The sequence below is a fragment of the Mycobacterium sp. TH-M103 genome (assembly GCF_057473785.1).
The window spans coordinates 1-13909 of the sequence record NZ_JBYCLG010000206.1 but is presented as its reverse complement, the minus strand read 5'-3'; the positions used below and the strand labels follow the sequence as shown (position 1 = coordinate 13909).

At 67.4% G+C, this 13909-nt stretch carries 10 protein-coding genes and 1 pseudogene; 2 read left to right on the top strand and 9 right to left on the bottom strand.

Annotation, left to right across the window (positions count from 1 at the left end; all coding sequences use genetic code 11):
* Positions 1-36: 36 nt before the first annotated feature.
* Positions 37-405 (bottom strand): 50S ribosomal protein L14, encoded by a 369-nt coding sequence (gene rplN / locus AC2VOR_RS11350; RefSeq protein ID WP_003403649.1) that lies wholly within the window; start codon positions 403-405, stop codon positions 37-39.
* A gap of 502 nt (positions 406-907) precedes the next feature.
* On the opposite strand from rplN, the gene AC2VOR_RS11345 reads away from it, so the two are divergent.
* Positions 908-4153 (top strand): DEAD/DEAH box helicase, encoded by a 3246-nt coding sequence (locus AC2VOR_RS11345; protein ID WP_486963810.1) that lies wholly within the window; start codon positions 908-910, stop codon positions 4151-4153.
* A gap of 282 nt (positions 4154-4435) precedes the next feature.
* Here the strand turns inward: AC2VOR_RS11345 and AC2VOR_RS11340 are convergent, their stop codons facing one another.
* Positions 4436-5425, bottom strand: a complete 990-nt coding sequence (locus AC2VOR_RS11340; protein ID WP_369740591.1) for an ERCC4 domain-containing protein — start codon at positions 5423-5425, stop codon at positions 4436-4438.
* Between the two features lie 198 nt (positions 5426-5623).
* On the opposite strand from AC2VOR_RS11340, the pseudogene AC2VOR_RS11335 reads away from it, so the two are divergent.
* Positions 5624-7048: pseudogene (locus AC2VOR_RS11335) on the top strand (IS30 family transposase).
* A gap of 654 nt (positions 7049-7702) precedes the next feature.
* On the opposite strand, the gene AC2VOR_RS11330 reads toward AC2VOR_RS11335, so the two are convergent.
* The 7 genes from AC2VOR_RS11330 to rpsC all read right to left on the bottom strand — a co-directional run.
* On the bottom strand, positions 7703-8572 hold the full coding sequence (locus AC2VOR_RS11330) for a formylglycine-generating enzyme family protein (RefSeq protein ID WP_369740594.1): 870 nt from the start codon (positions 8570-8572) through the stop codon (positions 7703-7705).
* 34 nt (positions 8573-8606) lie between these two features.
* Positions 8607-9533, bottom strand: coding sequence for a DUF4436 domain-containing protein (locus tag AC2VOR_RS11325; protein ID WP_369740595.1), 927 nt, complete (start codon positions 9531-9533; stop codon positions 8607-8609).
* A 52-nt stretch (positions 9534-9585) separates the two neighbouring features.
* The gene (locus tag AC2VOR_RS11320) at positions 9586-11964 is read right to left on the bottom strand and encodes an arylsulfatase (protein ID WP_486963809.1); all 2379 of its coding nucleotides are present in this window, start codon (positions 11962-11964) and stop codon (positions 9586-9588) included.
* A gap of 176 nt (positions 11965-12140) precedes the next feature.
* The gene (rpsQ, locus tag AC2VOR_RS11315; RefSeq protein ID WP_369740598.1) at positions 12141-12446 is read right to left on the bottom strand and encodes a 30S ribosomal protein S17; all 306 of its coding nucleotides are present in this window, start codon (positions 12444-12446) and stop codon (positions 12141-12143) included.
* The gene (rpmC, locus tag AC2VOR_RS11310; protein ID WP_369740600.1) at positions 12446-12688 is read right to left on the bottom strand and encodes a 50S ribosomal protein L29; all 243 of its coding nucleotides are present in this window, start codon (positions 12686-12688) and stop codon (positions 12446-12448) included. The genes rpsQ and rpmC overlap by 1 nt, the downstream gene beginning before the upstream one ends.
* Positions 12688-13104: a 50S ribosomal protein L16 gene (gene rplP / locus AC2VOR_RS11305; RefSeq protein ID WP_144949703.1), complete on the bottom strand. Its 417-nt coding sequence runs from the start codon at positions 13102-13104 to the stop codon at positions 12688-12690. Before rplP ends, rpmC begins: the two co-directional genes overlap by 1 nt.
* A gap of 3 nt (positions 13105-13107) precedes the next feature.
* Positions 13108-13909 (bottom strand): 30S ribosomal protein S3 (gene rpsC / locus AC2VOR_RS11300; RefSeq protein WP_486963808.1); only part of this gene is annotated, 802 nt, incomplete at its 5' end.

Sequence of the window (13909 nt, the reverse complement as noted above, 5' to 3'; positions counted from 1 at the left end):
GATCACCAGCACGGTGTCGCCCTTGCGGACCTTCATCTACAACACCTCCGGAGCCAGCGAGATGATCTTCATGAAGCGCTTCTCGCGCAGTTCGCGCCCGACCGGGCCGAAGATGCGCGTGCCGCGCGGGTCGTTGTCCGGCTTGATGATGACGGCCGCGTTCTCGTCGAACTTGATGTAGCTGCCGTCGGGGCGCCTGCGCTCCTTGACGGTGCGCACCACGACGGCCTTGACCACGTCGCCACGCTTGACGTTGCCACCGGGGATGGCGTCCTTGACGGTGGCAACGATGACATCCCCGATGCCGGCGTAGCGTCGCGACGAACCACCGAGCACCCGGATGCACAAGATCTCCTTGGCGCCGGTGTTGTCGGCGACCTTCAGCCGCGATTCCTGCTGAATCACTCGATCTCCTGACCTGGTTTACGTGTGCACGACAGGAGAAACCCGGGAGCCTGACGTGCGCGGTCTTCGTCACCGAAGGGCACGCGGGGCCGGCTGAAAAGCTGGTTGCTTGTCAAGCACCGGCCGAGGTCTGCCCACGGCAACCCCTAGAGTCTAGGCGACGGGCAGCTCAGAGCCAAATTCCTCGTACCACCGGCAGCGGCCTTCACCTCGACCACCCGAATCGGGTCGAACGCCGCGGCATCGCCGTGTCTACACGTCGAGGAACTCACGGACGCCGCCGCCCACCAACGCACATCAGGTCTTGTCGACAATCCCATAAGCATCGACCCCGCCAATGCGCTCCGGGCCATGGTCAGATTCTGCTTGCGATCGGCGACGACGGCCGCATGGCCACCACGTCAGTCGCCACACCAATCACATCCAACTCATCCGTCACGAATTCCGTTGTCGTGCGGTGTGCTTGGGCTTGGATGTCGGAGTCAGCCGTTACGGTCTGCTCATGCCTGAGCTGTGGTTCCCCTCCGTCGATCTTTCCAGCGCCCTGGAACTGGTCGGCGGGGACACGTATCGCCGTGGCTTCGCTTACGCGCGCGAGGGCCGGGTGTTGGGCTGTACGTGGGACGCGCATACGCACAACCTCGTCGGCAGCGTGCGCGGAAGCCAGGGCCGCACGTACACCGCGACGGTACAGCTGTGGCCGGCCGGCTCCGACACCTGGGGCGTCGAGAGCGGGCTGTGTAGCTGTCCGGTGGCGGCGGACTGCAAGCATGTCGCGGCGTTGGTGATCGCCGGCGCCGCGGGCACAAAGACGCCGACCGCGCACACCCCGCCCGCGCCGGCCCTGCCCGCATGGCGGCGTTCGCTGGACGCGCTGGTTCCCGCGGTTGCGGCGCACGGTCACGCGGGGACACCGATGGCGATCGAGCTGAACCTGTCGACGGGCGAGCCGGTACCGGGCCTCGACGCGCGGTTGGTGCGGCCCGGGAAGCGGGGCGGCTGGGTGGCCGGCGATCTGAGCTGGGGCAAGCTCGCCATGCTGCGCCACTGCGGGTACCCGGACGAACAACTTCGGGTGCTGCAGGAACTCTATGCGACCTTCAAAGCTTCGAGTTCGAATTCGACTGGCTACTACCGGTATTCGCACGGAAACTACGGCGACGTGAAGACGATACCGCTGCTGCGGTTCGAGTCCCCGCAATTGTGGCCGCTGCTCGACGAGGCCCGCCGGGTCGGGGTGCGGCTGGTGACGACCCGCCCGCAGCAGGAGGTCCCGGCCCACGGTGCGGGGCAGCTATGCCTGGACGTCACGTCCGACGCGTCGGGTCAGATCACCGTGCGGCCCATGCTGCGGGTCGGCGGCGCCGCGACACCGCCGATGGCCTTCATCGGGGCTTCCGGGCACGGCGTGGTGTACGACGACGGCGGGTTGCGGCTGGCCCGGCTGGACAGGCCGGTTCCTACCGCGCTGCAACATATGGCGCTGGGCGGCGCGCCGCTGGTCGTGCCAGCCGGCGAGGCGGCCAGCTTCACCGCCGACTACTACCCGCGGCTGCGTCACATCGCGGCCGTTATGTCGTCGGACGAGTCGTTCACGCCACCAGAGATCGTCGGTCCGAGTCTGGTCCTGCGGGCCGACTACCGCGGCGGACACGAGCTCGAACTGACCTGGCAGTGGGCCTACCGGATCGGCGACAGCGACATTCGCGCCGGGTGCGACAGCTCGGACTATGCCACGTGCCGCGACCTGGACGCCGAGCGTGCACTCGCCGCGAGCATCGAGATGCCGTTGGAGCGCTGGGGGCTCCGCGGCGCCGACGGCAGCCTCATCGCACGGACCACGTTGTCCGGGCTGGAAACCATGCGTTTCGCGACGGAGGTACAGCCGCGGCTGGCCGAGCTTACCGACGTCGCCGTCGAGGTGACCGGCGACCCGGCCGACTACCGCGAAGCGGGCGGCTCCCTGGTCATCGCGGTCCGCACCGACGCGGTGCCCGGTGAAACGGACTGGTTCGACCTGGGCGTCACCATCAGCATCGAAGGTAAACGGGTTCCGTTCGTCAACGTGTTCACCGCGCTCGCATCCGGGCAGTCACACCTGTTGCTGACCGACGGCGCCTACTTCGCCCTGGACAAGCCGGAGCTGATCAAGCTGCGCCAGCTCATCGAGGAGGCTCGCGGACTCACCGACGGTGACGGGGGACTGACCCGGATCAGCCGCTACCAGGTCGGGCTGTTCGACGAGCTGGCCGAGCTGGGCGTGGTGACGCGGCAGGCCCGCGAGTGGCGCCGCCAGGTGCGTGCGCTGCGCGCGCTACTCGGCGTGGAACCGGCCGAGACGCCTGCCGACCTGCGCGCCGAGCTGCGGCCCTATCAGGCCGACGGGTTCTCGTGGCTGGCAACCCTGCACGACCACGGGCTCGGCGGGATCCTGGCCGACGACATGGGCCTGGGCAAGACCCTGCAGTCGCTTTCGCTGATCTGCCATGTCCGCCAACAGAATCCGGGCATGGCTCCCTTCCTGGTGGTCGCACCCGCCAGCGTGGTCGCGAACTGGGCCTCCGAAGCAAAGCGCTTCGCCCCCGAATTGAACGTAGTGGCCCTCTACGACACGCTCCGCCGCTCCGGCGCCGACCTCGGCGAGCTGGCAGCCGGCGCCCATATCGTGGTCACCTCCTACACGCTGTTCCGGCTCGATTTCGACGCCCACGCCGCGCGGACGTGGTCGGGGCTGATCCTCGACGAGGCTCAGTACGTCAAGAACCACCACGCCAAGACCTACCAGTGCGCCCGCAAGCTGGCCGCGCCATTCAAGCTGGCCATCACCGGCACACCGATGGAAAACAACCTCATGGAGCTGTGGTCGCTGCTGTCGATCACCGCGCCCGGGCTGTTCCCCAGCCCGACCAAGTTCGCCGACTTCTACGCCAAACCCATCGAGAAAACCGGTGACCCCGAGCTGTTGGCACTGTTCCGTCGCCGGATCAAGCCGCTGGTCAAGCGCCGCACCAAGGAACTCGTAGCCGCCGAGTTGCCCGCCAAACAGGAGCAGGTCCTCGACATCGACTTGGCACCGCGGCACCGCGCCCTCTACGACAAGCGGCTGGCGCGCGAGCGGCAGAAGGTGCTCGGGCTGCTCGATGACATGCAGCGCAACCGATTCACGATCCTGAAGTCGTTGACAGTACTACGCCAGTTGGCGCTGCATCCCGGTCTCGTCGACCCCGCCCACGACACGCTGGCCAGCGCCAAGATCGACGCGCTCGCCGAGCAGCTGCGCGACGTCGCCGAGAGCGGCCACCGCGCTCTGGTATTCAGCCAGTTCACCCGTTTCCTGGGCCGGGTCCGTCATCGACTGGACACCGAGGGCATCGACTACTGCTACCTCGACGGACGCACCCGCAACCGGGCTGCGGCGGTGGCGCGTTTCAAGGACGGCGACATGCCGGTCTTTTTGATCAGCCTGAAGGCTGGCGGATCCGGGCTCAACCTCACCGAGGCCGACTACTGCTTCCTGCTCGACCCCTGGTGGAACCCGGCCACCGAGGCCCAGGCCATCGACCGCACCCACCGCATCGGCCAGACGCGAAACGTGATGGTCTACCGGCTCATTGCGCATGACACCATCGAGGACAAGGTGATGGCGCTGAACGCCCGCAAGGCCAAACTGTTCGCCAGCGTCATCGACGACGGCAACGCGTTCGGCGCGGCACTCACCGCCGACGACATCCGCGGGCTGCTGGCCTGACCGGGACCGGCGTTCTGCGAAGGAGACGATCCGACAAAGGCGAGGACATGGCCGCGCCCTCGATACCGCGCGGGCGCGGCGGCCCGAAGACGAACGCCGGCGCGGCAACCCAGACTTTTCGGTCTGGCTGATCGCCGAACTCGACCGCGAGGCAACCCGGCGAGGAGTCCCGGCCAATCGCTCATCGAAGTCTGGATCGCCGAGAAACCTGACCAGGGAGGTCACGCCGCAGCCTGATCGTTGCTCGACATCAGGGCTCGACAAACACGCGCACTGGCGCGGTCACGTCCGGTGGTTGGCATCGCGCCAGGCCTGCCAGATCTCGGGGCGCAGGCGGCCGCGGTCGGGCACCGGCAGCCCGGCGGCGCGGGCCCAGGCGCGGACCTCGGCGGTGCTCGGCTCCGGCGCCGCGGATGCCTCATCGAGGTGGCTGATGTCGGTTATATGCGGTGAAATGCGTCGCAGTGCTGGGGTTTCGGTGGTCGACCAGTGGTGTGCGGCGGCCAGGAACCGGTACGTCCATTCCTCGGCGAGCTGGCGGGTCTCACAGAACACCACCGGGACGTTCGGCCAGCGGACCTGCAGTTCGGCCAGCCCGTCGGCGACCGCGGCGGGGCGGACCCGGTCGAGTTTGAACAACTGGGAATAGCGCTCCTCGATCACGAGTGCTGCGCGCGGCAGCACGGCCAAATCGGCAACCTGGTAGCGCAGCTTGCCGCCGGTGAGGCTGGTGACCAGGTCGGCCAGCGATTTGCGTTCCACACTGGCGACCAGCAGGCCGTCGAGGACCAGCCCGTAGTCGCCGCACGGCAGCGCCCGACGAACGGTCCGCACCTGCTGGGTGGCGAACCGGTAGGGGTACTGCTCATGGGTGTCGACGAGGATTTGCAGGTCGTCGATGCCGTGGGCGCGCGCAGTCGGGGTGCGCACGTTGGGGCGGGCCTGCTTGCGGGTGCGCGGCGACTGCCAGAACACCGCGTCGCGGCCGCGTGCGGTGGTGAACACCAACTGCGAGCGGTTCTCCCGGGACCGCGTCGCGATCACGTCGATGGCCGCGCCGCGGCGCTGGCACGAGCGCAGCGCGAGGCGTTCGACAATTACCGCGTCGGCGGGCCACTCCGCCAAGTCGACCGGGTAGCAGTACAACGCCTTGACCCGAGGCCAGGTCCCCGAGGTGCGAAACACCAGGTCGCCGCCGGGTTGGGGAATACGCAGCAGGTAGGGCAGCCGGGAATCCTCATCCGGGTTGACCGCGATCAACAACTCCGCCATAAATCCTTATTCTGCCGATGCACGCATGGGCTTGACACCGTTCGGTGGACACAGGGTCAGGCGGCTTGTGCCGTCTGATCGAGTCGGACGTCGAACTCGACCGGCCTCACCATAGTGACGGCCGAATGACGGGCGGATTCAACCGGTCGTCGCAACACCTTCCATCCAGGAGGTGCGGTGGCGAGACAGAAAGACCCGATGCCGAGCGGCGTGAGGCGGCAGTGGGCGGCTGATCGTGCGTTGCGGCCGTCGATGCGATCACCGGGTCGGCCGGAGCCGTCGCGTTCGGTGCGGCGGCAGTTCTGGCGGCTCATCGCGCAGGGTGTCTCGACCGAAGATGCTGCCGCGGGAGTGGGTGTGTCGACACCGGTGGCGACCAGGTGGTTCCGTCACGCTGGCGGCATGTCACCGATCAATCTGGATGAGCCCACGGGACGGTACCTGTCGTTCGATGAGAGAGAGGAGATCGCGCTGCTACGCGCCCAGGATGTCGGGGTGCGCGAGATCGCCCGCCAGATCGGGCGTGATCCGGCAACTATCTCTCGTGAGCTGCGGCGAAACGCGGCCACCAGAGGCGGCAAGCCGGTCTATCGCGCGGGTGTGGCGCAGTGGAAGGCCCAGCAAGCGGCAAAGCGCCCGAAAGCCGCGAAGCTGGTGGCCCACGATCAGCTCCGTGCCTATGTGCAGGATCGGCTCAACGGCAGCGTCCGCCGACCCGATGGCACTGCCGTCGAGGGCCCGCAGACCGGTGCGTGGAAGGGGCGGAACAAGCCGCATCGGCAGGACAGACGCTGGTCGACGGCGTGGAGCCCAGAACAGATCTCCCACCGCTTGCCCATTGACTTCCCCGATGATGAGTCCATGCGCATCAGCCATGAGGCGATCTACCAGTCGTTGTTCATCGAGGGGCGTGGCGCGCTCAAACGAGAGTTGGTTGCGTGCTTGCGAACTGGGCGTGCGCTGCGAGTCCCAAGGGGTCGGACACAGAACAAGCCGCAGGGACACGTCAGCGCCGATGTCGTTATCAGCGAGCGCCCCGCTGAGGCCGCGGATCGGGCTGTCCCCGGGCACTGGGAGGGCGACCTGATCATCGGGACCGGCCGGTCGGCGATCGGCACGCTGGTGGAACGCTGGTGGAACGCAAAAGCCGCTCTACGTTGCTTGTACACCTTCCCCGGCTCGACGGGTGGGGGCAGGCGCCACCAGTGAAGAACGGGCCGGCGCTGAGCGGATACGGTGCCGTGGCGATGAACGCCGCGTTGGCCGCATCACTGGCAGAACTGCCCGAGCAGCTGCGGCAGACCCTCACCTGGGACCGCGGCAAAGAGCTATCCGGGCATGCCCAGTTCGCGTTGGACACCGGAACAAAGGTGTTCTTCGCCGACCCGCATTCACCCTGGCAGCGACCCACGAACGAGAACACGAACGGTCTGCTTCGTCAATATTTTCCGAAAGGAACCGACCTATCCCGATGGTCGGCCGAAGAACTCGCAGCGGTCGCTGTCGACCGCCCTTGCGCTCAACAACAGGCCCCGCAAGGTCCTCGGCTGGAAGACACCGGCCGAAGTTTTTGAGGAACAACTACACTCGCTTCAACAACCCGGTGTTGCATCGACCGATTGAACTCGCCACGTCTGCGTCGGTTATGGACCCGGTCGATCCAGTCGCCGATGTCGAGCTTGACGGCCGTCTTGGTCGGCGACAGGTATCGGTCGTAGAACTCGGCTTTCAATGTCGCCCAGAATGATTCCTGCTGAGCGTTGTCCCAACACACCGTGGTGCGGCCAACTGAACCGGGCCAGGTTGTGCTCATGGGCGAACAGTGCGAGCTGTGCCGAGGTGTACTGACGGCCGTGATCGGCGTGCAACAGGACCTGCTCGGCGAGCGACCTGCGCGGACAATCCGTTCAGATCGGCCAGCTCACGCAACAGCCCCATGCCGGCGTGCGACACCACCCCACGACCATGCGCAGATACTTTCACAGGCCGCGCCGCCCGCGATACTGTTCACTTGCGAGGTGCCTATCCCTTGTGCGGAACGAAACCTCAGATAAATCGATTTTGCACTGCAAGACAGGCACTTTCGCGTATCAAAACCCGGGTACGTCGGCATTCGGCGGAAGATCCGGGCCGGTGCGCAGACCCTGCTGACTGGTTGACCGCCCAGCCCGCAAGAGCACGGCGCTGATCGACTACGGGGCGCCGGCATCCCGCTTCAAAGCGCACCCGCCGTGGGCGTGCGCCCCCGCCCCGGCGCACCGGCATCAATCCGGCCCGCTACACCACGCAGCGAAACCCGATGTGGGTGGTCGCGGTGTCCTGCGACTGGGGTGAGCGCGCCGCGGGACGGTACCGGTGGCAGTACTCCGGCGCGCACAGGTGCGAACCGCCCTTCAGCGCCTGGCTGACGCCGGGATTCGCGGGCCCTGGCGGTGTGCAGCAACTTTTCGGCGGCTGGTCGAGCCGGTGGTGCGCCGAGAACTCGGTGGCCGTCCACTCCCAGACGTTGCCGATCATGTCGAACAGGCCGAACGCGTTGGGCGGGAACGTCCCCACCGGCGAGGTGCCCACCCAGCCGAGGGCGCCCTCGTTGCGGTACGGAAAGCTGCCCTGCCAGGTGTTGGCCATCAGTCGGCCGTCGGGGACGGCCTCCTCCCCCCACGCGTAGGTGGCCGTGCTCCCGGCGCGCGCCGCGTACTCCCATTCCGCCTCGGTCGGCAGCCGGCGCCCGGCCCACCGCGCGTAGGCCGCGGTGTCGGGATAGGCCACCTGCACGACGGGATGGTCGGCCCTGTCGGCGATGTCGCTGTCCGGCCCGAACGGGTGCCGCCAGTCCGCTCCGGGCACCCAGTCCCACCATTGCCGCCAGTCGCGCAGGTCGACCGGGCCCGGCGTCGGCGCGAACACCATCGCCCCGGCCCGCACGTCCTGCAGCCCCGGGTAGAGCGCCGGGTCGATCGGCTGCTCGGCGACGGTCACATAGTCCGTGGCGGCGACGAATTCGCCGAACTGCGCGTTCGTCACCGGGTGCAGTTCCACCGCGAAGGGCGCCACGGCCACGGTGTGGATCGGCGCCTCTTCGGGGTAGAAGCTCGTCGATCCCATACGGAACGAACCGCCTGGCAGGTCGACCAGCTCGGTGAGCATCACATCAGGGTAGGACAACCCCGGCGCGGGGGCCTCACGCCTTCTTCGGCGCCTTGCGATCGCGCTGCCGCCACCAGGCGAACACGAAGAGGGACATCGCGACGACCAGCGCTATCAGCACCCACAGCACGACGGCCTGGTCGACCCAGGAACCGTAGGGCGGGCTGCCGGGCAGAATGTTGCGCAGCGGGACGATGGCGAAAAGCATTGCCCCGTACCACGTGATGAACGGCGGCACGAACGACGTCCGGCCCAGCGCCATCGGGATGGCCACCCACAGCGCCAGCGCGGGCAGGGTGAGCAGGACCAGGCAAACCCCGACGTCGAAGATCAGCGGGCCCTTGGATCGGCGCAGGGTGATGATCACGTCGTCCTGTACACCGGCCTCGGGCTCGTCGGCGTCGTGCACGCGGGTGACGGTCGCATCCCAGCCGTCCAGCTGCCCGGTCACTTCCACGTGGGCGGGTGTCTTCTCGCGGTTCTGACCGGAACCGGTGAACACGTCGGCGGCGATTGTCTCGGTCCGGTAGGAGTCGAAGGGCCAGTTGTTGGGGTCGCCGTGCGCGGCGATGGTGGTGGTGACCTGCGCCGGCGCCTTACCGACCGGGTAATGCAGGTCGCCGAGGTCGTTGTCCGGATACAGGCGGACGGCCGCGTCGGTGGTCAGCACACCCAGGTTCTTGTCGTACAGCGAATCCTTGGGGTAGACGAGAACATTCACCGTCAGGTGGTTGGCGACCGTTTCCAGCTTCTCGATGCGCACTTGGACGACGCTGTCCTCGGACTCGACCTTGCTCAGATCCACCGCGGGCAGCGGGGGCGCCGACCTGGCCAGCAGGTGCACGGCGACCAGGGACACGATGTAGATGACGATCACGCCGGCGACGACACCCAGGGCGATCGCCGTCTGCCGTCGCCGTGACTCCGGGGGCGGGGAGGGCTCGGCAGTCATGGGCACCATCACCTTTGGTCGAGGCCGGCACGGAATCGGGGCCTAGGCGGCCGCCCCGGGATCAGTCGCGCGCAAACGCCAGCGCGAGTTCGCGTTCCAGGTCTTCGTAGGGCCTGCCCGAGATGTCCACCGTGACCTGGGCGATGGTGCCCCCGGTGAACGGGAACGGCGCCTTGTAGCGGTTGGACACGCGGGATCCGCCGTTGTGTCCGACCGTGATCCCGGCGCCGGCCAGCCCGAATGTGCCCGGATGGCTTGCCACGTCGGCGAGCGAGCCCACGACGGTGTCGTCGATGAACAGCGTGGCGTCGCCGAGCGGGGTGTGGCTGTTCTTCACGGTCCCCGTGCGCGCGTAGCGCACGCCGAACACGTGCCTGCCCAGCGGGACGGGGCCCGACGACGAAACCTCTTGCTGGCGCTCACCGAGGAAGTTGTAGACGTAGTGCAGCCGTCCGTCCTGGATGAACAGCACATGCCCGCCGTGGGCGCCGCCCTGCTTGAACAGGACGCCCTCGGCGCCGGTGCTGTCGACCGTCACGTCGGCCAGCACGGCGAAGGAGCGGCCGCGAAGCTCGGCGGCGGCGCCGATGCCGACGTCCGCGCAGCCGGGATAGTAGACGTAGGTCTCCCGTTCGCCGGTCAGGTAGGGCCGTGTGCGCATCATCGTCTCCATGATGTTCAGGTCGGCCAGCGGCAGTCCGTTGTACTTCGCGGCCTCAGCGAACCACAGCGCCTTGAGCTCTTCGAGCTTGTCCGGGTGTTCGGCGGCCAGGTCGTGGCACTGGCTGCGGTCGGCCTCGATGTGGAAGAGCTCCCAGCGATCGTCGGCGAAATGCGACCAGCCCGCCGGCGTCGCGGCGTGCACGGTGTTGGCGAACCAGCCGTCGTGCCAGATCCCGCGGGTGCCCAGCATGGTGTAGAACTGCGTGTGCTTTCCCGTGTCCGCGCCCGGGTCGTCAAGCGCGGCTTTGAAACTCACGCCGTCCAGCGGCTTCTGTGCGATGCCCTTGACGGTTTCGGGTGGCGTCATGCCCAGCAGGTCGTAGACCGTCGGCGTGACGTCGCAGACGTTGACGTAGTTGTCGCGGATCTCCCCGCGGGCCGCAATCCCCTCGGGCCACGAGATGATCGCCGTGTCGGCGATGCCGCCCTCGTGGGAGGCGTAACGCTTGTACAGCTTGTAGGGCGTGTTGAAGGCCATCGCCCAGCCGATCGGATAGTGGTTGTAGGTCTCGGGCCCGCCGAGGTGATCGAAGAGCTTCATGCTCTCTTCGACGGTGTCGATGTAGCCGTTGAAGAACTTGCCCTCGTTCACCGATCCGTTGGGTCCGCCCTCGCCGCTGGCCCCGTTGTCGGAGATCACCACGATGATGGTGTTGTCCAACTGGCCGGATTCCTCGAGGTAGTCCAGGATCCTGCCGATCTGGTCGTCGGTGTAACTGAGGAATCCGGCGAACACCTCGGCCATCCGGGCGAACAGTTTCTTCTCTTCGTCGTTCAGCGAATCCCAGGGCCGGACCGTGTCCTGCAGCGGCCACGGCTCGCCGGACGGACCCGTCACGTCCGCGTACGGGTTGACCGGCGACAGTTCGGTGTCGGGCGGCACGATCCCGAGCGACTTCTGGTTCTCCAGGACGATCTCGCGGTAGCGCTCGTAGCCCATGTCGAACTTGCCGGCGTAGCGGTCGGCCCACTCGGCGAAGACATGGTGCGGCGCGTGCCCGGCGCCCGGGCACACGTAGCTGAACCACGGCTTGTCCGGGGCGATCACCTTGGCGTCGCGAATGAATTCGATTGTCCGCTCGGCCAGATCCTTCGACAGGTGATAGCCGTCTTCCGGTCTGCCCGGGGGGCTGACGGGGTGGTTGTCGTAGACCAGGTCCGGGTACCACTGGTCGGTCTCGCCGCCGAGGAAGCCGTAGAACCGTTCGAAACCGCGCGAGGTGGGCCAGTGCCGCTTGGTCGACGCCAGGTTGGTCTCTTCCAGCGGCGTCAGGTGCCACTTGCCGATGCAGTACGTGTTGTAGCCCCGCTCGGCGAGCACCTCCGAGATCAGGGCGGTGTCCGCCGGGATGCGCCCGTTGGCGTTGGGGAACCCCTCGGTGAACTCCTCGATGGTGGCCATGCCCACGGTGGTGGCGTTGCGGCCGGTCAACAGCGAGGCACGCGTCGGCGAGCACAGAGCGGTGGTGTGGAACTGCGACAGCCGGATCCCGCGGTCGGCGATCCGCGTCATCGCCGGCATCTCGACCAGGCCGCCGAAGCAATCCCACGTCGCGATGCCGGTGTCATCCCAGACCAGATAGAGCACGTTCGGCGAGTTCTCCGGCGCCACCGGCGCGGCGAAAGGACCCCAATCCGGTTCGGAGTCACGGATGTCCAGCTCGATCTTGCCGCTGAATCCTCCCGAGCGGCCAGTCTCTCCAGACTCATTCGCCATCGCTCACACTCCGCTCTCGGTATCCCCCGGCGTCGGGTCGGAGATTACACGGCCGCGACCGGCCCCCGCGCTCGAAGACGCGAAAGCCCCCGATACGCCGGGGCGTCGGGGGCTTTCGCTGGGGGTACCGCCCGCTTGCGGGGGACTGCTCGCGCGAATGCGGGCGTGCGGTTCGGCTACTTGGCCTTCTCCAGGACTTCGACCAGCCGCCACCTCTTGGTCGCCGACAACGGGCGCGTCTCCATCAGCGCGACCCGGTCGCCGATGCCGGCGGTGCTGTTCTCGTCGTGCGCCTTGACCTTCGTGGTGGTACGGATGATCTTGCCGTACAACGGGTGACGCACCCGGTCTTCGAGCTCGACCACGATGGTCTTCTGCATCTTGTCGCTCACCACGTAGCCGATGCGCGTCTTGCGCCGGCCACGGGTCTTGGGGTTACGCGGAGTGTGCTTGTCACCCTTTTCGGTCTTGGCTTCAGCCATCACGATTCCTTACCGTCGGTACCGTCCGGCCCGGAGGCCAGACCCAGTTCTCGTTCCCGCAGCACGGTGTAGACGCGCGCGATTTCCTGCCGCACCGTGCGGAGCCGGCGGTTGTTGGACAGCTGCCCGGTCGCCATCTGGAACCGCAGGTTGAACAGCTCCTCCTTGGATTCGCGCAGGCGCTCGGCGAGCTCGTCGTCGGTGAGCTCACGCAGTTCGCCCGGCGAGATTCCCACTGCCATCAGAACTGATCCTCTCGGGTCACGATGCGGGCCTTGATCGGCAACTTGTGGATCGCTCGGGTCAGGGCCGCCCGGGCGATCGCCTCGTTGGGGTAGCTCAGCTCGAACAGCACCCGGCCCGGCTTGACGTTGACCACCCACCACTCCGGGGAGCCCTTACCCGAACCCATGCGGGTTTCCGCGGGCTTCTTGGTCAGCGGACGGTCGGGGAAGACGTTGATCCACACCTTCCCGCCACGCTTGATGTGCCGGTTGATGGCGATACGAGCGGACTCGATCTGCCGGTTGGTCACATAGGCGTGCTCGAGCGCCTGGATACCGTAGTCGCCGAAACTCACCTCCGTGCCACCGCTGGCGATCCCACGCTGGCGGGGATGGTGCTGCTTGCGATGCTTGACTTTGCGGGGAATCAGCATGGTTCAGCCCTCCGTGCTCTGCGTTTCGAGGGCCGGCGCGGCTTCGCTGGAAGCGGGCGCGGCGCCTTCGTCGGCGCCCGCGGCCCGGCCGGCCTCGGTGCTGGTGGCCGTGGTACCCGACGCGCCACTGCGCCGGGGACGGGTGCCCGAAGGCCGCTCCCGGCGCGGGCGATCGGCGCCCGCCGGGGCGGCGGTGGCCAATTCGCGCTTGCCGCCGACGATGTCACCCTTGTAGATCCACACCTTCACACCGATGCGGCCGAAGGTGGTCCTGGCCTCGTAGAGGCCGTAGTCGATGTCGGCGCGCAGCGTGTGCAGCGGCACGCGGCCCTCGCGGTAGAACTCCGAGCGGCTCATCTCGGCGCCGCCGAGGCGCCCGGAGCACTGCACCCGGATGCCCTTGACGTTGGGCTGACGCATCGCCGACTGGATCGCCTTGCGCATCGCGCGACGGAACGCCACGCGGTTGCTCAGCTGCTCGGCGACGCCCTGGGCCACCAATTGCGCCTGCGCCTCCGGGTTTTTCACCTCGAGGATGTTGAGCTGCACCTGCTTTTTGGTCAGCTTCTCCAGGTCGGCGCGGATCCGGTCGGCCTCGGTGCCGCGCCGGCCGATGACGATGCCGGGACGGGCGGTGTGGATGTCCACGCGGACCCGGTCACGGGTCCGCTCGATCTCCACGTCGGCGATCCCGGCGCGCTCCAGTCCGGTGGACAGCAGCCGGCGGATCGCGACGTCTTCCTTGACGTAGTCGGCGTACTGCTTGTCGGCGTACCACCGCGACTTCCAGTCGGTGGTGATGCCC

What these genes read in the sequence shown, in the direction of transcription:
- AC2VOR_RS11345 (WP_486963810.1), top strand. Translation starts at nt 908, where the DNA reads ATGCCTGAGCTGTGGTTCCCCTCCGTCGATCTTTCCAGCGCCCTGGAA.
- AC2VOR_RS11320 (WP_486963809.1), bottom strand. Translation starts at nt 11,964, where the DNA reads ATGGCGAATGAGTCTGGAGAGACTGGCCGCTCGGGAGGATTCAGCGGC.
- rpsQ (WP_369740598.1), bottom strand. Translation starts at nt 12,446, where the DNA reads ATGGCTGAAGCCAAGACCGAAAAGGGTGACAAGCACACTCCGCGTAAC.
- AC2VOR_RS11325 (WP_369740595.1), bottom strand. Translation starts at nt 9,533, where the DNA reads ATGGTGCCCATGACTGCCGAGCCCTCCCCGCCCCCGGAGTCACGGCGA.
- rplP (WP_144949703.1), bottom strand. Translation starts at nt 13,104, where the DNA reads ATGCTGATTCCCCGCAAAGTCAAGCATCGCAAGCAGCACCATCCCCGC.
- rpmC (WP_369740600.1), bottom strand. Translation starts at nt 12,688, where the DNA reads ATGGCAGTGGGAATCTCGCCGGGCGAACTGCGTGAGCTCACCGACGAC.
- AC2VOR_RS11330 (WP_369740594.1), bottom strand. Translation starts at nt 8,572, where the DNA reads ATGCTCACCGAGCTGGTCGACCTGCCAGGCGGTTCGTTCCGTATGGGA.
- AC2VOR_RS11340 (WP_369740591.1), bottom strand. Translation starts at nt 5,425, where the DNA reads ATGGCGGAGTTGTTGATCGCGGTCAACCCGGATGAGGATTCCCGGCTG.